We start from the raw sequence: 19,378 nt of genomic DNA on the forward strand, positions 1-19,378 counted from the left end.
CCAAAATCACACAACTCTTTCAGGATGTAATACAAAGATAGAAATAGCCTAATAAAAAGTGAATTACCATGTTGAAACAGCTTATCCATATCGATACGACAATCAGTGAAAGTCTGCAAAGTCAGATTCGTAACAAATTGGTAGAGGGGATATTGGTAGGCTCGTTTCCATTGGGATGTAAACTCCCCTCATCACGTCGACTCGCTGAACAACTGGGCGTGGCGCGCAATACTGTAGTCTTGGTTTACCAAGCGTTACAAGATGAGGGTTATATCGTCACCAAAGAACGCAGTGGTATTTTCGTTAATGAAAAAATCCACCAAGGATGGGTAAACCAATCTCAAACAAAACCACGCTTTCAACCCAAAGCCACTGACAATACCCACCGCTTTAAAGGGGCTTTACAAACAACCAATCAAACAGCATGTCCAGCAGATTGGCAAAAATATAGCTATCCATTTATGGATGGAAAATTTGATGCTTCACTATACCCAGTAAAAGAATGGCGCGATGCCAATCAACAAGCCAACGTAACTCGGGAAATAAATCAATGGTCACAGCTTCAAGGCCTTGGCGATGATCCCAAACTCATTGATGAAATTCGCACTAAAATAATCCCGCGCAGAGGTATTCAAGCAACAAGTAGCGAAATACTTATAACAGTAGGCACTCAACAAGCGCTGTACTTGATTAGTGAGTTATTTGTGGATAAATCTATTACCGTGGCCGTAGAGGAGCCCGGATACCCAGAGGTGAGAGAGTTATTACAACATAAAGGAGCAAATTTAGTATATCAACCCGTTGATGACAACGGCATGCAAGTCGACTCGCAGTTAGATAAATGCGACATCGTTTACACTACCCCCAGTCATCAAACACCAACCAGTGTCACCATGTCGATGTCTCGCCGACAAGAGTTATTAGACAAAGCCAATCAGCAAGATCTGTTAATTATCGAAGACGACTTCGAGTTTGAAAGCAACTTTTTACGACAACCCCACCCGGCTCTGCGCAGTTTAGATGATAAAAATCGCGTGGTGTACATATCTTGTCTGTCCAAAGTCTTAGCTTCGGGTATTCAGATCGGATTTATCGTTGCAGACTCTGGCGTTATCAGCGAACTCAAAAAATTACGTAAAATTACCATGCGTAATCCGCCTTTAAATAATCAACGAGCGGTAGCTTATTTCCTGTCGTTAGGCTACTACGATGCATTTATGCTGCATTTGCATAAGGTCTTTTTTGAACGTTGGTTAACCTTAAGAGAAGCGTTGAATACGTATTTACCAAATTGCATAGATACAGGTCCAATCCAAGGTGGCACGGCTTATTGGATAACAGGTCCAAAGCAATTAGATGGTGAAAACTTGCAAGAAAAAGCCGCTGAGTTGGGGATTCTCATTGAGCCGGTAAAACGATATTTTGCCCTAAATAAACATCCAGAAAATTGCTTTCGAATGGGAATTACTAGTATTCCCAACAACAGAATCCGTGCAGGAGTTAAAATGCTTGCCGATCTAATTCGGCAATTAACTGCTCAGCACGAAGAGAAGCTTGATAACGCCAAAGGTAAACTATTAGATGAACAAGCATTACGTAACTTGTTACCTGGCATTCATTTAGAGTGCCAAATGGTTTATGGCGTTCCCTGTACAATCGAATTACTCCCCGATGGCACAATGACTGGTCGCACTGGAGGCATTGGTAGCGAAGAAGACACAGGTCGTTGGTGGATTGAAAACGGCATGTATTGGCGTCAATGGAAACTATGGAGCTATGGAGAAATTCGTGGATTTTACGTGATCATGGATAGCAAAAAAATGAAATGGTTTGACCAAGATTATCGATTTGTACGTGAACTGGAATTAATTTAGCTTCATCAGAACTGGACCAACACATCCATTCATTCTGGCACTATCACTTTACCTCTGGACCCATTAGAGTTTTACCTTATGCAAAGCAGTCAATTCAAATTGCTTTATAGTGAGGAACTAAATGAGTCATTTTGCCATAGCGGGTTTACAACTAGCCTCGTCAAAAGGTAACAACACCCAGCAAATCGCCGCTGAAATTACGCTCTGTAAACAGCGTTTCCCTTGGTTAAACATGTTAGTGCTGGGCGAGTTAAATAGTCACGGTCCAGAAAAGAAATATGCCGAGACCATGCCAGGCCCAACGGAATCCTTTTATCGCGATTTGGCTAAGCAACTTAATATTTGGTTAATTCCCGGCAGTTTATATGAAATAGCCAATCATCACATTTATAACACTACACCAGTCATAGATCCTCAAGGTCAGGTAATTTGCCGTTACCGAAAAATATTTCCTTTTTGCCCTTACGAAAGTGATGTATCACAAGGCCAAGACATTGTCGTTTTTGATGTTCCTCAAGGACGCATTGGTATCGCGATTTGCTATGACCTTTGGTTTCCAGAAGTAGCACGCAGCATGGCTTGCAAGGGAGCTGAAGTACTCATTTATCCGACCATGACAGGCACTATCGACCGTGGAATTGAATTAAATTTGGCACGGGCAACCGCGGCTAGCAATCAATGTTATGTGGTGGCCATCAATACTGCCGGTGAACTTGGCAATGGCCAGTCGATTATCGTTGGTCCGCAAGGTAACGATATTTACGTTGCAGGGGAGCAACAAGAAATTATCCCGGTAGAAATTGATTTTGCCCAAGTACGCCGCGACAGGAAGCGAGGACTACATAACCTGGGACAACCCCTAAAGAGCTTCAGAGAAAGTCAATGGCAAAAGTCAGTGTCTTCCTCTACAAACGACAACGAATTTTTAGCGTCTTTAGGCGAGCTAAAAATTCCAGAGCGCGATGACAATGAATAGTCATTCTGGACCAAAAGCGAGTCCCTAACTGGTACTACGGATTTAGTAACCACTGAACTACCCTCAAATAAGACTAAAAATAAAAAGATAATTGGAGTAACACTATGCATTCTGTGACATTTAGAAAACATACCATTGCTAAAGCTATTGCCAGTGCCTTGGTATTGGGGTCACCTGTTTATCACGCCTCCGCGCAACAAGTTGCGAACCAAGAAGGTAAGACAATTGAACGCATTGAAGTGACTGCCAGCCGCCGAACACAAAGTATTCAAGAAGTGCCTTATAATATTTCAGCCATTTCTGGAACCGAATTAGAAGACGGCCAAATTGTAGACTCAACGGAATTATTACGAAATATACCAGGTGCCACTATTGTTGACAGAGGTTACCGCAACTCTGGGGTTATCAGCGGTGTGGTAATACGTGGTATCAATGTAAACAGTGGTGCTCAAGGTGATGTACCATTATCTGCGGTTTCCACTGTTGCTGCATATGTCAACGACACCCCATTAAACGCCAACTTTATCCTCAAAGATATTGAAATGGTCGAAGTACTTCGCGGTCCTCAAGGCACATTGTACGGCTCAGGATCGCTGGCAGGTACAGTAAAATACCGCATGAATAAAGCTGAAACAGATGAGTTTTATGGCAGCGTGGGGATGTCAGTAGGTCAAACAAAAGGGTCTGAAGGCAATAGTATCAATATGGATGCGATGGTAAATATCCCGCTTTCAGAAACGTTAGCATTTAGGGCAAATATAGGTCGTATCGATAATGACGGCATTGTTGATTACACCAATGTTTACGTTTTAGATGCTGACAACTATGCCCCTGCAGCACAAGGTGGGGATCTCGCCACCGGTGGTGTAAGTTTTCGAAGTGTAGAAGATGCAGATACGGTAGATATTGACTACGGTCGCATGTCATTATTTTGGCAACCCACTGACAATTTAAATATCAGCCTGTCTTATCAAAAACAAACCGATGAAATCGGTGGTCGTAGACAAGTAACTCGCGGCACCAATTGGGTGGATGGAACTGAACAGGCTTATGGTGATTACCAGAATGGTGCAGTATTATTAGAACCTTCTGAACGAGATGTAGATTTAACCGCGCTAGAAGCGGAGTGGGATCTTGGCTTCGCCACATTAACGTCTAGTAGCTCAAAGTACAATCACGAAGGTAGTTCTACAAGTGATAATACCGGCTTTTACGCTAAGCAGAACTGGTTTGCCGATTTATACTATGGTTCACCTCGACCAATGGCATTGGCGGATAGAAGCTACGATGATGAAGCCTTTGTTCAGGAATTACGTTTAGTTTCGAATCAAACGGTCAACAACATAGATTGGGTGGTTGGGGCATACTATATGGACCAAGATAGTGTCGCCACACAAGATAGCTACATGCCTGGGTATCAAGAGTGGGCTGGCGCGGCTTTCCCTTGGTGGCCGAGCATGGCCGATTTTGGCATGGTTTACACAGATAACGACTTTCACTACGTCCGTACTGAGAACTTTAAAGATAAAGCGTTATTTGGCGAACTAACCTATCACTTTTCCGACGATTTGCGCAGCACTGTGGGTATTCGACGATTTGATAACACCTTTACTAACAATACTGAATTACTCCTTCCAATTTGGCCGTTTTTAGGGGCACAACCTAATTTTGAAACGTCAGAAAGCGATACCTTATTTAAGCTCAATATGTCTTATGACTTGAGCCAGGAAACAATGCTTTATGGCACAATTTCTGAAGGTTATCGTAGAGGAGGGGCTAATGCGGTGCCACTCAACGGGAGTTTGGCAGAAAGGCCAGAATGGCAGCAATATGACTCAGATAAAGCTGTAAATTATGAAATTGGTGTGAAGGGTTATTTAGATAACAAAAAACACAGTTACAGTTTATCTGCTTTCGTGCTCGATTGGGATGATCCTCAGCTTAGTACGTCTTCATTCTGGGGATTCTATACAGTTACTAACGGCGAGTCTGCACGTACCCAAGGCATTGAATTAGAGTTACAAGGCTATCTCAGTGACGAAATTCACTATGTGTTAGGTTATGCCTATGTCAATGCTGAACTAACCGCTGATTTCATCGTTCCTACCGGCGTATCAGCCGAAAACGCGACACGAGTACAGGCCTCAGATGGAACTCGATTGCCGGCATCGCCTGAACACACCTTGAGTTTAGCGCTAGACTACACTTACGAAATGAATAATGGCATGTACTGGATCACTCAAGTAAACACTTACTATCAGTCTGACTCTTTAAATTATCTAGGTGAAAGTCAAGCGTTGCAAGCTGACATAGATGGCTTCTCATTATGGAATTTAACCTCGAGAATTAGCAAAGATGATTGGAATGTCACTTTCTACATTAAAAATATGTTTAACGAAGATGGCACCACAGGCACATTGCCAGAAGCCTATATGGGTACTGATCCCGATGAAAACTTTTTGGGTAACTCTTCCAAAGATTACATCAGTCTTCCAAGAACCCTAGGTGTTGCATTTAACTATCGATTTTAATTTTATCCGAGCCATTTTACGTCCAGCACTCAGTGGTCAAAATGGCTCGCTAATACCGAAGCAGGTTAATATGCTCTAAACTCAATGACAAAATTTCATTATGACGCAATTTTTATGTTAACTGAACAATCGCAGAACGCACAAAAAAAACTCGATGATATTTGGCTACAGATTCGCAATAAGCAACTAGAAAGTGCTTTAGCACAATGCAAATCTTTGTGTGCTGATTTTCCTGAATATGCCCCTGCTTGGCATACATACAGCGAAGTGAACCTATTTTTAGGTAAACATGCATTAGCGTTGCGTTACATTGAAGCGGCATTGGCACTATCACCAAATATTCCAGATTGGTTATTACTCGAAGCAAAACTCCATTTTATATTGGGAGATAGAAGAAGCGCACAAGATATAGCTAGCTCGTTAACTGCTGAAGACAATGATTCAGTCGTCTTTAATGCTGAACTGGCTCTTCTACTGAATAAACTAAACCTCTATCAATCATCTTTAACTCACTATCAACGTGCGCTTACTTTGCAACCTGATAATCCGCAAATATTATTTAATTTAGCCTCAGTGCAACGATATGTAGGTAAGTTAGATAGTGCCAAGAGTACTCTTGATAAGCTCATAGCGCTGAACCCCAATGACAGTGAAGCTTGGCTAATGCGTTCTAACTTGCACAAACAGACCAGTGAAAGTAATCACGTAGATAAGATTAAAACGGCACTTACCCGCCTTGCTTCCCCTATCTCAAAATCACAACTTTATTATGCATTAGGCAAAGAACTTGAAGATTTAGCTGAATACGGAGATGCCTTTAATGCGTTTCAACAAGGTGCATCTATTCGGCGTCAGCATATGCAGTACTCTCTGGACAATGATCTTGCATCACTGGACCAAATTCGCAATGTATTTGATGCCAACACTGTCCATAACGATCAACCTGGATACGACTCCCAACAACCTATTTTTATTGTTGGTTTGCCCAGAACTGGCAGTACCTTGGTGGAGCGTATTATTAGCAGCCACTCGCAGGTAATGAGTGCCGGTGAGTTAAATAATTTTGCACTGCAAATGATGCAACAGATTCAGCACAGTGGTGCTGCTAAACCGGTTAATAAACTGGACTTAATCTCACTCACAAAACAGATAGATTTTAAACGTTTAGGCCAAAGTTATATCGAAAGCACCTACCCAGATACGCAAGGTCATCGCAAGTTTATAGATAAGTTGCCCTTGAACTCTCTGTATGTTGGGTTAATTCATTTAGCCCTTCCCAATGCCAAAATCATCCATGTAGAAAGAAACCCACTGGATACCTGTTACGCAATTTTTAAACACATTTTTACCCAAGGTTACCCTTTTTCTTACAATTTGGATGAATTAGCTCAGTATCAGATTGCTCACCATAAACTGATGACACATTGGAAAACCTTGTTACCGAATAAAATACACAGTATTTCATATGAAAACCTTACATCGAACATCGAGGCGCAAACAAACGCGATTTTAGACTATTGTGAACTTCCAATAGAACAACAATGTCATAATTTTCAAGATAATATTGCAGCTTCAACAACCGCCAGTGCAGCGCAAATTAGGCAACCGGTGTATTCAAGTTCTGTGAATAAATGGAAACATGTGAGTAAGCAATTGTCTTCAGTACATGCGAAATTTGAACTCGCAGGTTTAGTATGAGAATAATTTGGGCGATAACGTTGTTGTTGGTTAATTGCCTATTTGTTGTGTCAGCAACAACAATAAACGCCATTTTGGAAAGCCCTTCCGCGATACCCCAAAAACCTATTTTGATGTCTGAATTATTCATTCCTGATAGGGCTCAGAAGAAAAGTCAAAAAGGGCACATTGCATTACAAATGGATAAACTTAGGGCCAAAATTCAAGTCATTCAATCGGCGTCTCCCCTGCAAGAAAATATTGAGATTCTGCCGGATATGAGCTTTAACTGGGTGAGCAATGAATTAGGAGAAGTTATCCCTGAAAAGCGGCACTTGCTGCATAGTGACAACCCCAATTGGGACTTTTTTATCGGTGTAGGGAAATTTTGGGGCACTCCCCCTGAACATCAAGGGAGTAAAATCAGCCTGCCATTTGCGATAGTCGAGAAAAATGAGAACTGTGTACATAATGGTGTTTTAGTCATTGAATTAGGCTTAGCGGGCAGTTCTAATCAATTTTACTATCAAATAAGTAGTGAAACCTGTGCCTATTTTAAGGCTGACTTTTGGGGAACGGGCACCGCCCACTACACAGAAAATACGAGTGATTCACCCGGTGAAATAGTGACTCAATATGAAGCTGAGAAACACGCTAGATTACCCTGGGTTGCGTTAGATGAATTAGCCAAGAAACTCCCTAAAATAAAGATAGAAAACTTAGCTTTGCCACAACGAATAGCGCTGACAGATATGAGTGCTTATGGCGTACTTTATAAAGATATACATTATGTATCGTCATGTCCCACGCGCGCTGGCAACTACCCATTTTGTGAACAACTAGTGCTTCCATCCTACTCTACCGCAAAGTCATTATTTGCTGGATTAGCAATGTTTTATTTAGAAAAACACTACGGAAATGTGTTTGAACAGCCGGTAGACCGCTGGATAGAGCAATGCAGCGATAGCCAATGGCAGGGGGTAACTTTCGGTCATTTGTTAGATATGACCACGGGAAATTTCGATTCAGCTCAATACGGCGTTGATGAGGCATCTGCAGATAAGCTTAGTTTTTTTACTGCGAAAACAAACGAAGGTAGAATTGCCTATGCCTGCAACCACTATGTCCGTAAACGTTCTCCAGGAAGCACTTTTGTTTATCATTCCTCGGACACCTATTTGTTGGGTGTTGGCCTAAACAAATTTATAAAATCTAAACTGGGAGAAAATGCAGATATCTTCACCGATATTTTGTACAAACAGATTTTCCTTCCCTTAGGGCTAAGCCAAGTAAGTGCAAAAACAAGACGTACCCAAGGTGAGGCAAAGCAACCTTACACAGGCTATGGGCTATTCTTTAATCGCCACGATTTAGTTAAGTTGTCCCGTTATATTCAACGTCAATCGACTTCAACTGAATCCGCTTCGGAGCTCTCCAAAAATTATCTTCTAGCAGGATTACAACAAGCCCCAAACAATCGTGGTGCCACAACTGATTATCCTAACATTCGTTATCAACATGGTTTTTGGGGAAGAAAAGTGGATGCTAAGTTCAAATGTAAATCCGAAAGTTGGATACCATTTATGTCTGGCTATGGCGGAATTACGTTAGCACTTTTAGGCAACAACAATACCTACTATTACGTCAGTGATAGTTATCAGTTTAACTGGACAGAAGCCCTCAGTGAATTAGATAAGCTAAATTCGGTTTGTAGTGGTTAACCTATGAACCTTAATACATCAGCAGTACGGGAGAAGTAAGTGACTAAGCATATAGCCATCGAACACACTCAATTAAATCAATGGAAAGTCGATTCGAATGGCGCACTAGCCCGTATTTTCTTAGCTTTTCTGACCACCGCAGGTATCTTCTATATCAACATTATGCCCGCGCTAGTCAGTGGCTTAATTGAAGGTTTAAATTTTACTAACCAACAAGCAGGCTTTGTTAGCTCTTCAAATCTATATGGAGCAGCAGCCGGTGCGCTTTTAGCCGTCTTTATCGTCAAGCATATTAATTGGAAAAAATGGGCGTATGTACTGCTCCTCACTATTCTACTGGTCGACTTTTTATCTATTTTTATTACCTCCCCCACTATTATGGTGATAATCCGTGGCGCACATGGTTTAGTGGGCGGCTTGCTAGTAGGGATTGGTTTTGCCGTTATTTCACGCACCCGAGATGCAGATAAAACGTTCGGTTACCTGCTTCTTATCCAATGGGGATTAGGTGGTCTTGGGATTATGTATTTGCCCGCGATGGTACCTGAATATGGCACCTCCGCGTTATTTATCGCGTTGATGAGCTTTACTTTTATCTCACTTGCTATGCTGCCTTTTCTACCAAGTTATCCGGTAGCTGCAACCGATCCTTTAGCCAAGTTACCGGCTAAAGTTCGTCGTCAACCATTGGTCTTAACATTGTTGGCTATTTTCTTGTTTCAAGCTGCCAACATGGGATTATTCGCTTATGTAATTGGACTAGGAAAAGCAGAAGGCTTAACTATGGATTTTATGAGCCCAGCATTGGCCAGCGCCAGTTGGGTGGCACTCCTGGGTTCCATGTTAGTGATATTAATAGGTACAAAATACGGAAGAACTATGCCCTTAATTGCAGCAATTATTGTCACGGCAATCTGTACTTGGGTATTAATATATAGCGAAGTTTCAATGGTGTATTTGATAGCCAATGTGCTCATCGGTATCACCTGGGCGTTTGCGTTACCCTATATGTTTGGCATTTGTTCTGAATTAGACAAAGCAGGACAATTAGCTGCGTTAGGCGGATTTGCATCAAAGATGGGCTTGGCTTCCGGTCCAATGGCAGCCGCTTTGCTTCTCAATGATGATAGTTATGAAACCGTTATCTATTTTTCGTGTATCTTACTTATTGTTTGTTCCGCTGTAATTTTTTGGCCTGCAAGGCTGCTAGATTCTGATAAGAAGACCTCACTTTGACATGCAATTCTATCAACCAAAGAGTAAATGAGTAAATTGTCGGAAGCGTTTCACCTAGGACGTTTTCGAATAAACAGGAAAAAGCCTGAACTAAATAAAATAAACAGAAAAGTAGATGGCTCACTTACCTCTGTAACCTGCTGTTCAATTGCCGCTAAATTTGAATAAGTAATCAGATGGGACATGCTGATTTCTTCTCCGGGTTGCAAGGTAACACCCAATGCATAGGAAAACGTACCATCTCCAAACGCCTGTTGACTGCCACCAATATCCGATCCCGTCGCACTTGCGTTACCTGTAAAACTCAAATGGCCAGTATTTGCTACGTCAGTTTCCCGAATTAATGACGTAATGGCATTATCGCCGGTTTCAGTTTGATCATTGATATACAGGCTGGTATCGGCAAAGACAATGTCTAACCCATTACTGGACGTAAAAAACAGATCTAGCATTGCGAAGGCTTCAGCAAAGCTATTTTCACCATCAGCCATGGCAAAAAACCCCATTTCAAAGGTTCCTTCAATGGAAAATGTTAATGCTGTGGCGTTTTCATTGGAAAGCGTAAACTCTCTTTCCAAAGACACATCAGAGTCTGCTTGAGTATCAAAAAGTTCAGAGCTAATACTTGCTTGGGCCTGCCCACTGCCCCAAACTCCACGCTCAGAAATATCATTATTACCATCAGGAACTAATTCCTCCTCCACAATTTGATACAACTTAGTATCATTCATGCCGAAGGCACCTTCGGTGTCTGCGTTACGAGTACTGCTACTATACCGTGTAACAGTCGAGGGGGCTTCAGGAGCAAGACCGGCGATAACAATTTCTAAATCGTCAAATTCAACGGCATCATCTGCTTGCAATTCAGTATTGATTGGATTGCTAAAATCGGGAGCACCGGATCTAACCTCTAATCCAATCGGCAACTGCCCCCCGCCAGCAATGATGATGTCGTGGTAAAATGACACACCACTATCAGCACTAATGGGGACAGCCATGCTAGTCCCAAACCATACTGAAGTCACAGCAGCGATAAAAATCGAGTTCATTGCTTTCATGATTTTTCCTTATTTTCACGGGAGACCAAATACAATTGGTGCACAATCCTATGACTAAAAGTATAAGCGCATAAATGTGTTTAAAAATGTGCACTGGCACCTGATTTTTGAAATCTGAATACCTAAATTTGGTAAAAACTCTGCAATTTAGCCTAATTTAACTTAAATTAAATTGTATAGTTTAGGCTCAGCGAGCAGGTAATTTACATGTTATTAGAGCGAGAAGTCGCAATTGATAAGATATCAAACACTATCTCTCAAATAGCGCAGTCGGGAAAGGTATTGCTACTCAGTGGTGAGGCTGGAATTGGTAAAACCACCTTGCTAGAGCACGTACGTTCCCATGCAGACGATACCTTAGATATTTATTGGTCTGGTTGCGATCCTTTATTTACGCCGCGCCCCTATGCTCCCATCTACGATTTTGCTCAGCTCCTATCGCCTTCATTGCTTACTCAATTGGAAAACGGCGCTATTCCTAACTTAATTTATTCCAGCTTTTTTCAAGCCATAAGCCAACTGGGCAAACCGACTATTTTGGTAATAGAAGATGTGCATTGGGCCGACCATGCCAGCCTAGATCTCATCAAATATATAGTTAGACGTATCTCGTTTTTACCCTGTTTACTGTGTTTGAGTTATCGGGTTGATGAAGTGACACAAGATCATCCATTGAGCTCAGTACTTTCATTAGTGCCATCAGCTCATACAGTGCGAGTTCACCTTGAACAATTGAGCCAAGACGCAGTATCAAAGTTAAGTAAAGACAGTAGTTATGATCCAGAAACCTTGCACAAAATCACTGGCGGAAACCCGTTTTTCATTGCTGAATTATTAGCTAACAATGGTTATAACAATCACACAATACCGGCATCAATTAGAGAAGCAGTGAGCAGTAGAGTGCATTTATTAGGTCGCAATGAACGTGAATTGTTGCAAGTATTAAGCCTTATCCCTTATAGCATTCCAGCGGCTTTAATTAGCCAATTATTTGATGAAAACGCAGAGTCCTTCGCAATGGCCTGTGTAGCCAGAAAATTATTGGTTTGTGATCACCAAAGTGTGTTTCGATTTAAGCATGAGCTAGTTCGCTTAGCCATATTGGAAAATCAATCACCCCCGCAAATAAAACTAACTCATAAGCGCATAATTGAAAGTTTAGAAACATTGCCTTTGGTCACTAACTTAGCTTGGCTTGTGCATCATGCTGAAGGGGCCTTAGATGCAGAAAGAGTACTTAAATACGCACCTAATGCAGCGACTAAAGCTGCAGAACTAGGCGCACATAAGGAAGCCGCCTCGTTTTACCGTAAAGCCTTAAGTTTTGTAGAATATGCAGACCCTGAACTCGCCGCAAGCCTACATGAAAACTGGGCCTACGAAGTCAGCTTAACTACCCATATGCAGCAAACCGTCATTGACGCACGACGCCATGCTATTAGTCTATGGCGAGCCTTGGATAGGCAGGATAAAGTAGGGGAAAATTTACGTTCATTGTCGCGTCTATATTGGTATCAGGGCCATGCAGAGAAAGCGGAGCAATACGCCAATCAGGCAATCAAAACCTTTGAATCAATACCTGCTTCCAGCGAACTGGCCATGGCATACTCGTTACGCTCACAATTAGATATGCTTAACGATCGAATGGAGGACTCCTTGTATTGGGGAAATAAAGCCCTCGAATTAGCAGATCAGTTCTCAAATCCCACGGTGAAAGCACATGCCCTAAACAACATTGGAACGGCTTTATTGATGCACGGCGATGCCGCGGGTGAAGATAAACTAAAACAAAGTCTGGCTATTTCAGAACAACATGGATTCCACGAAGATGTGGCAAGGGTTTATACAAACTTTTCAGACTACTGTATTCGATTCAAGAAACTTGAAATGGCTGAAACTATGACCCTGAAAGGTATACAATATGATATTGCCCACGATCTCGATTCCTGGACGTACTATTTAGTCGGATTACAAGCCCAACTGCGACAAGAGCAAGGTCGATTAATAGATGCACAAACCATTGCTGCCGGTGTGCAATCAATTAGCAATCAAACATTGCTAATGAAACTGCCCGCGTTAATTGTATTAGCGCGAGTCAACTTACGATTGGGGGTAGCAAATAGCCAGGAACTGCTCAACCAAGCCTTAAAAGACGCCCAATCAACCAACGAAAATCAGTACATGATTCCAGCAAGGTTAGGATTGATTGAATACCTATGGTTAAACGCTGATAATACAATTCGTATAGAGGAGGCTAAAAAACACATAGATTGGCTAAATGAGTTGCCCTCTGGTGTATTAAACCCATGGCAGTTGGGCGAACTGTTAGTTTGGGCTAAACTTTTGCAATACGACATTTCAAATGGGCGGGAAGACAGTATATCAAAACCCTACCAACTCCAATTAAAAGATAACGGCGAAGCGGCGTATGCAGCATGGGATACCCTTGGAATGCCATTTAATGCAGCGATGTGTCTGCTGTCAATTCAAGGAAAGCATCGGCCATCTTCTTTGATAAAAGCATGGCAACTATTTGACAAGATGCATGCAAAAGCCTTTCAACAAAAGGTTAGGAGTATTGCTGCAGCAGAAGGCATTGCCGATATGCTTCCAAAAATTCGTCGCGGTCCTTACTCTAAAACACGTAAACACCCCATTGGGCTCACCAATAAAGAACAACAAGTTTTGAAGCTTTTAGTCACAGGCGCGAGCAATCTCGATATTGCCACTTCCCTTTCTCGCTCAAATCGCACAATAGAAAACCACGTGTCTTCGATTTTGAGTAAACTGAATGTGGATAACCGAGTTGAAGCGATGCTTAGAGTGCAAAACGAACCTTGGTTATCGGAATAATAGAAACCACAGCACACACTGTGCAAGCATATTAAAGTTTGAAAGTGGGGATCAATGTTAGAAACTCGAACAACTAAATTGCCCCCAATGTTGGTCGGGTTTGTGCCATGAGCAATCAGTGAGCAGGCGTTATTTGACAAGTTGCAGTGAGCCTTAAAACGGCCAGTCGAGTTATCCTTTAAATGATGACAGAAAGTGCGACATTCCTGACATTGTCGATGTCTAAGATAGGTAGGAAACTATTTTCATAATTGACGACGGCTTATTGAAAATTACAGGAAAAAAGCACCCAAAAATGTTGCGGGATAACAATTACCTCCATCGAAGGTCTTTGTTAAATTAAATTCAACAATAGGTGCTTTTCATTGATTAAATCAATTACTCAATGTTGTAACGAATAGCAACTTTTATAAATGTATATATAGTAACGACCAACAGCCATAAGAACACCAAGGTTTCGTCGTTATATAGTTTTGCCCAAAAATTATTTTCGATTTGAATAGGTTCGGCTTTATATCTGTATATTTGTCCTGATTCACCCTTACCGCTGAAATTAATGTACAAACCTTTCTCTTCATTCGCATATATGAACCCAGAACTTTGTGTAGAAGGTTTTAAAATTGAAAATTGTTCTCCCATTTTCAAATCGAAAATCTCCGCCAAATAGTAATTCTGCGAGAGGGCAGCTTTGTCAGCAATTTGCACTTGTCCTGAGTACATAATTGGAAACACAGAAACTTCTTCTTTAATAGAGCCACCTACTCTTACAATGCCATCAATTGGTAAGGTAACCGCAGACTCTTTAGAGGGATTCAAAATTAAGGTTGCACAATCAGTGAACTCAGTTACCTGGCCGTTATCGTTTGTAATTGAGCCAGTAGTAGGTTCATCGATTGAATCTAAATTAATTTCTAGCGTGCCTGTACTTAGTCGTGTGAACTCGATAGAAGAACTACCTGAGACTTGAACCAACCCAGACATTTCTTTATAGTCATTGCCACAGTCAAATGCAATTTTTGCCTTTTCGACTCTCCAAATTGGGTAAGCGACATCTTCGAACGGCATCACTTCTATAAGTTCAGCTCTAGCAGATACAGAAAATAAGGTGTTTTTTTCCGTAAAAAATAGTACTGAAACTACAATTATCCCGATCAAAATAAGCCAGAACAGACTTAAAAATATAAAGATAATTCTACCTTGAGCTTTTTCAGCAAATTCGTTAGCAGAATATGGAATGTCTTCGGATACGAAAAAAATACTAAGTAAAAATTTACGTATATAAAAAGCAAATGAGCTTTTAGTTTTAGAATTAGCTGTTTTCTTTTTAGCCATTACATTGCCAATAATATGGTTTCGTCAGGGATTTTTATATATTTCTTCCGTTTGACGACTAATTTGTTAATGCTTGTTAAATCTGTATTTTCTAATACGCATTTTTTGTCATATGATACGTTAGATGGACTATTAATTTTCTCACATTTGAATGACTTACCCGTGTCACCAACCGAAACACTGTCTCTTCTAGCGTTACTCCGAATCAACATTACGACATTACTTTTCGCTACTGAATCTGTCCAAGTAGATATAAAATAACGCTTGTCAGTGGATTCACAAGAACCTGCGACACTAGCGAGTACTGCCAAGCTGTTAGAATCGTATTCTTGCAATTCATCCATAAATTTAGATTGGTAAACTATTCTAGTAAAACCAGATATTTTTCCATCTATCTCATGTGACATAGAGGCTTTGTATTTTCCATCTTTACTTGTAATTGAGATACACAAAAGCCCTTGTATTCCACTTATCAGCTTAACGCTCAGAAATTTTTCATCGTCAGCTGATTCGTATTGAATGCCTTTGAGAAAAGTACCTGATACCTTGACCTTTTTGCTTAATGATTCAGAAAAGTCGCTTATGTTTATTACGTTCTGTGCCAGTGCTGAATTTGCAGCGAGCAGACACATGAATAGAAAGCATTTTATAATCATAAATGTAACCTTTGAGTTTTAACGTCAATCTCAAGCTAAAGAATTATTATAAGACGCATTTTCATTAAGGTTGCGAAACCAATAAATGAAATGGACCGTAATTTCCAGTAGCTATTAAACGAACGGTGTATAAAGCCGACTTGGGTGGCGTGAAAGGTAAATTGGCGTTTTTACGTGTGCTAATTTCCCATTGTCTTAAAGTCTTTCCTTGTTTATCAATAATGGCGAGGGTAAAGAATACTCGCTGCGCTGCGGCCAAACTCTCAAATACAATTGGGCTGTTTTCTCTTGCTTCCAACTGGTATTCGGCGATGCTACCTTCCGCAAACTGACCCTGAATTATATCGCCAACCTTGACCTTATTAGCGTCTCCGCGTAAGTCCGAATTTAATGCCCATTGATTGAGTCCTATATTGAACTCTCCATAGCCTTTAGTTGCTGTCAAACGGACCGTGTATAAACCCGACTTGGGTGGTGTGAAAGGTAAATTGGCGTTTTTACGTGTGCTAATTTCCCATTGTCTTAAAGTCTTTCCTTGTTTATCAATAATGGCGAGGGTAAAGAATACTCGCTGCGCTGCGGCCAAACTCTCAAATACAATTGGGCTGTTTTCTCTTGCTTCCAACTGGTATTCGGCGATGCTACCTTCCGCAAACTGACCTTGAATTGTATCGCCAACGTTGACCTTATTAGCGTCTCCGCGTAAATCAGAATTTAACGCCCATTGATTGAGTCCTATATTGAATAAGCCGTGATAGTTGTTAGCAACTAAGCGAACGGTATAAAGACCCGATTTAGGCGGAGTGAAAGGTAAATTGACAGCTCTACCTGAGCCAATGTCCCATTGTTTTAGGGTTTTTCCACGTTCGTTGATTATCTGAAATTTGAAATCAACACGTTGTTGTGTCGTTAAATTCTCAAATACAATAGCGCTATTTTCTCTTGCTTCCAACGAGTATTCGGCGATGCTACCTTCCGCAAACTGACCTTGAATTGTATCGCCAACGTTGACCTTATTAGCGTCTCCGCGTAAATCAGAATTTAACGCCCATTGATTCAGTCCTATATTGAATAAGCCGTGATAGTTGTTAGCAACTAAGCGAACGGTATAAAGACCCGATTTAGGCGGAGTGAAAGGTAAATTGACAGCTCTACCTGAGCCAATGTCCCATTGTTTTAGGGTTTTTCCACGTTCGTTGACTATCTGTAATTTGAAATCGACCCGTTTATCAGTTTTGTAGTTTTTAAGAATGATAGGACTATTTTCTTGAGCTCTAAAACGATATTCAGCGATACTCCCAATGGCAAATCGGCCGTTTATTGCATCCCCTTTATCTAATAAATTGGCTTCTCCACGTAAGTCTGAGTTGATAGACCACTGATGAAGTTTAATCTTATAGTTTCCGCTGTAGTTAGTTCCAGTAAGACGAATGGTGTAAGAGCCGGTCGTTAGAGGTGTAAATGCAAAGCGAGAGTGTCTTCCGGATCCTATGTCCCAACCAGCTTTTTGAATACCATTTTCGTCTAGTATTGCTAGCCTGTAGTCGACGCGTTTATCGGTTTTGAGGTTTTCAAGCTCAATAGCGCTATTTGCTTGACCGTCAAAGGTATATTCCTTTGTTTGGCCTTTTGCAAATGTACTTTGAAGCGTGGTTTTACCAATGACTAAGCTTTCATTGCCATCAGTTGGTACACCGTTCGGATAGAAATAATCATCTAGCAATGAACTAACAACATCGTACCTATATACGTACCCAACGTCGTCTTCTATTTCATATAGAATTCCCGCCGGTAAATTAGCAATGTATAATAGACTCCCGCTAAAACCCTGCTTAAGTGTGTCAGAGTTCAGTGCAGAGCGAATACCGAGAGCAGTTGTATTTTCTACCCCTATTATATTAACAAGCACCTGCTGGGTACTGCCATCTTCTAATTTCGTTTTCAATATACCTTCTTCTAATATATTGAGGAGCTGGGTTAATTTTTCGTGCTTTCGGAAAGTAGACAAATGACAGATGTTTGGTTTATCAATCAATGACAATAACGCTAAGTCGAATTCAAACTCTGTTTCAAACTCTGTGAGAAGTTCTGCCCGATAACTAATATTCTCGGCAGTAAGGACTGAGGGTTCACTGGAGTCTTTAACTACATGAAAAGGTGTGACAACGTAGCAGATATCTTCGTGCTCATACAAGAAACCTTGCCCTTCGCTAGAGCCTGCTGATATCAATACATCTGAAGCAAATGTTGAAGAAACAAGCATTAATGCAAGACAAATTATATATAAACGGTGCACTCACTATCCCTAAAGACATCAGTTTATCTTTTTACCATGTCAAAAATCGTTTAATTATTCAACAAAAATAAACAATTAGAATCACTTATTAATATTGTGACATCGCTAGATAAGAAATTTAACATGGAAAGTGCTGGGCATTCTTCTGATTGGCTTTATAGCAAAAGCGAGATTCAAGGGGCTGAACGCTTGAAAACTGACTTGTACAAAGCAGAGATTTAGGCACCATCACTTGAACGGCACCTCTTGGATGAGACAGCTAATGATTGTGAGCCAGTTTTGTCACAGTTTTATAGGATATTTGCGTATCACTCGCGTAATTTCTATGAAATTCTCTCGCTCAATAAAATAGACGGAATACGTTTGATAAATTGCTCTACGGTATCCTTTGCGGACCTCATCTATTCGGGCAAATTGAGCAGGATTATTAACGATTTTACGGATTAGACTTAGTAAGCCTTCGTAAAATCCGAGCGCTGCTTCAGTACCGAAATGTACTTCGCCGTATTCTAAAATGTCAGCGAGGTCCATTTCTGCGGCGAGTGTTAACCTATATTCAGACATTTATGCGGCGTTTTTCTTTAAACTCCTGCAAAATTTGTTCAGCTGATTTCGTGGAGTAGCCACTTTTTTCACCGGTAATTAACGCCTCTCTGATAACTTTAATTTCTTCGTTCCTTCGTTGTTCTTTACGTATTAAGTCTCTCAATAACTCACTATCACTAGCGTATTCGCCGCTTCTTAACTGACTTTGCATCCACTCATTTTGTTTATCAGTAACAGTGATGCTCTTTTTAACCATGCTCATTATTCACCTCACAGCCTCATTGGTAGTATTTAATAGTATTATGTATGGTATTTGTATTGCAATTAAATTCTCACAGTCTGCAGTCCTTCATAATTCTGGAGAATACTTATGTACCCACTTGCCGTTTATAAGAAAAAAGAGCCTTGGAATAAGGGAGAGCTAGTTGGTCAAGAACTAGCTTTGAAGCAAAAAACGGGATGGCCTATTCAATTTGAAATCACTGAACAGACTCGATTGGCAATAAAAAGCATTGATTCAAAAAGATACTCTCGGCCATTCTAAATTAGAAAGTTCGGTTTAATATCTGGGCATCGAAGTTGACGACGCATTAGAGATTACAGAGAACATCGATACATAAAC

14 protein-coding genes are annotated in these 19,378 nt (G+C 40.9%); 8 read left to right on the plus strand and 6 right to left on the minus strand.

Annotated elements, in window-relative coordinates; genetic code table 11:
• The first annotated feature begins 68 nt into the window (after positions 1-68).
• The 6 genes from pdxR to ACYVIL_RS01385 all read left to right on the plus strand — a co-directional run bounded on the left by pdxR (position 69) and on the right by ACYVIL_RS01385 (position 10,015).
• Complete coding sequence (gene pdxR / locus ACYVIL_RS01360; protein ID WP_303474550.1) at positions 69-1,874, plus strand: MocR-like pyridoxine biosynthesis transcription factor PdxR; 1,806 nt, start codon at positions 69-71, stop codon at positions 1,872-1,874.
• 121 nt (positions 1,875-1,995) lie between these two features.
• Positions 1,996-2,850 carry a carbon-nitrogen hydrolase family protein gene (locus ACYVIL_RS01365; RefSeq protein ID WP_303474551.1) on the plus strand — a complete coding sequence of 285 codons (855 nt, stop codon included), beginning with the start codon at positions 1,996-1,998 and terminating at the stop codon, positions 2,848-2,850.
• A 104-nt stretch (positions 2,851-2,954) separates the two neighbouring features.
• Positions 2,955-5,381, plus strand: coding sequence for a TonB-dependent receptor (locus ACYVIL_RS01370; protein WP_460311299.1), 2,427 nt, complete (start codon positions 2,955-2,957; stop codon positions 5,379-5,381).
• A 114-nt stretch (positions 5,382-5,495) separates the two neighbouring features.
• On the plus strand, positions 5,496-7,079 hold the full coding sequence (locus tag ACYVIL_RS01375; RefSeq protein WP_460311300.1) for a tetratricopeptide repeat-containing sulfotransferase family protein: 1,584 nt from the start codon (positions 5,496-5,498) through the stop codon (positions 7,077-7,079).
• Positions 7,076-8,779 (plus strand): serine hydrolase, encoded by a 1,704-nt coding sequence (locus ACYVIL_RS01380; protein WP_460311301.1) that lies wholly within the window; start codon positions 7,076-7,078, stop codon positions 8,777-8,779. Before ACYVIL_RS01375 ends, ACYVIL_RS01380 begins: the two co-directional genes overlap by 4 nt.
• Before the next feature lie 39 nt (positions 8,780-8,818).
• Positions 8,819-10,015 carry an MFS transporter gene (locus tag ACYVIL_RS01385; RefSeq protein WP_460311302.1) on the plus strand — a complete coding sequence of 399 codons (1,197 nt, stop codon included), beginning with the start codon at positions 8,819-8,821 and terminating at the stop codon, positions 10,013-10,015.
• Between the two features lie 50 nt (positions 10,016-10,065).
• Here ACYVIL_RS01385 and ACYVIL_RS01390 read toward each other — a convergent pair whose 3' ends face one another.
• Positions 10,066-11,073 (minus strand): hypothetical protein, encoded by a 1,008-nt coding sequence (locus ACYVIL_RS01390; protein ID WP_460311303.1) that lies wholly within the window; start codon positions 11,071-11,073, stop codon positions 10,066-10,068.
• A 207-nt stretch (positions 11,074-11,280) separates the two neighbouring features.
• Here ACYVIL_RS01390 and ACYVIL_RS01395 point away from each other — a divergent pair, with 207 nt between their 5' ends.
• A complete protein-coding gene (locus ACYVIL_RS01395) occupies positions 11,281-13,926 on the plus strand; it encodes a helix-turn-helix transcriptional regulator (protein ID WP_460311304.1) in 2,646 nt (881 codons plus the stop codon).
• Positions 13,927-14,304: 378 nt separating this feature from the next.
• Here ACYVIL_RS01395 and ACYVIL_RS01400 read toward each other — a convergent pair whose 3' ends face one another.
• From ACYVIL_RS01400 to ACYVIL_RS01420, 5 genes are all read right to left on the minus strand, one after another.
• Positions 14,305-15,258, minus strand: coding sequence for a hypothetical protein (locus tag ACYVIL_RS01400; RefSeq protein ID WP_303474558.1), 954 nt, complete (start codon positions 15,256-15,258; stop codon positions 14,305-14,307).
• Positions 15,258-15,914 carry a hypothetical protein gene (locus tag ACYVIL_RS01405; protein WP_303474559.1) on the minus strand — a complete coding sequence of 219 codons (657 nt, stop codon included), beginning with the start codon at positions 15,912-15,914 and terminating at the stop codon, positions 15,258-15,260. Before ACYVIL_RS01405 ends, ACYVIL_RS01400 begins: the two co-directional genes overlap by 1 nt.
• Positions 15,915-15,978: 64 nt before the next feature.
• On the minus strand, positions 15,979-18,210 hold the full coding sequence (locus tag ACYVIL_RS01410; protein WP_460311305.1) for a hypothetical protein: 2,232 nt from the start codon (positions 18,208-18,210) through the stop codon (positions 15,979-15,981).
• A 282-nt stretch (positions 18,211-18,492) separates the two neighbouring features.
• Positions 18,493-18,774, minus strand: coding sequence for a type II toxin-antitoxin system RelE/ParE family toxin (locus ACYVIL_RS01415; RefSeq protein WP_303474561.1), 282 nt, complete (start codon positions 18,772-18,774; stop codon positions 18,493-18,495).
• The gene (locus tag ACYVIL_RS01420; RefSeq protein ID WP_303474562.1) at positions 18,767-19,018 is read right to left on the minus strand and encodes a ribbon-helix-helix domain-containing protein; all 252 of its coding nucleotides are present in this window, start codon (positions 19,016-19,018) and stop codon (positions 18,767-18,769) included. Before ACYVIL_RS01420 ends, ACYVIL_RS01415 begins: the two co-directional genes overlap by 8 nt.
• Positions 19,019-19,126: 108 nt before the next feature.
• Between ACYVIL_RS01420 and ACYVIL_RS01425 the strand changes: the two genes are divergently transcribed.
• Positions 19,127-19,300, plus strand: a complete 174-nt coding sequence (locus ACYVIL_RS01425; RefSeq protein ID WP_460311306.1) for a hypothetical protein — start codon at positions 19,127-19,129, stop codon at positions 19,298-19,300.
• Positions 19,301-19,378 lie beyond the last annotated feature (78 nt).

The sequence above is a fragment of the Aliiglaciecola aliphaticivorans genome (assembly GCF_054782055.1).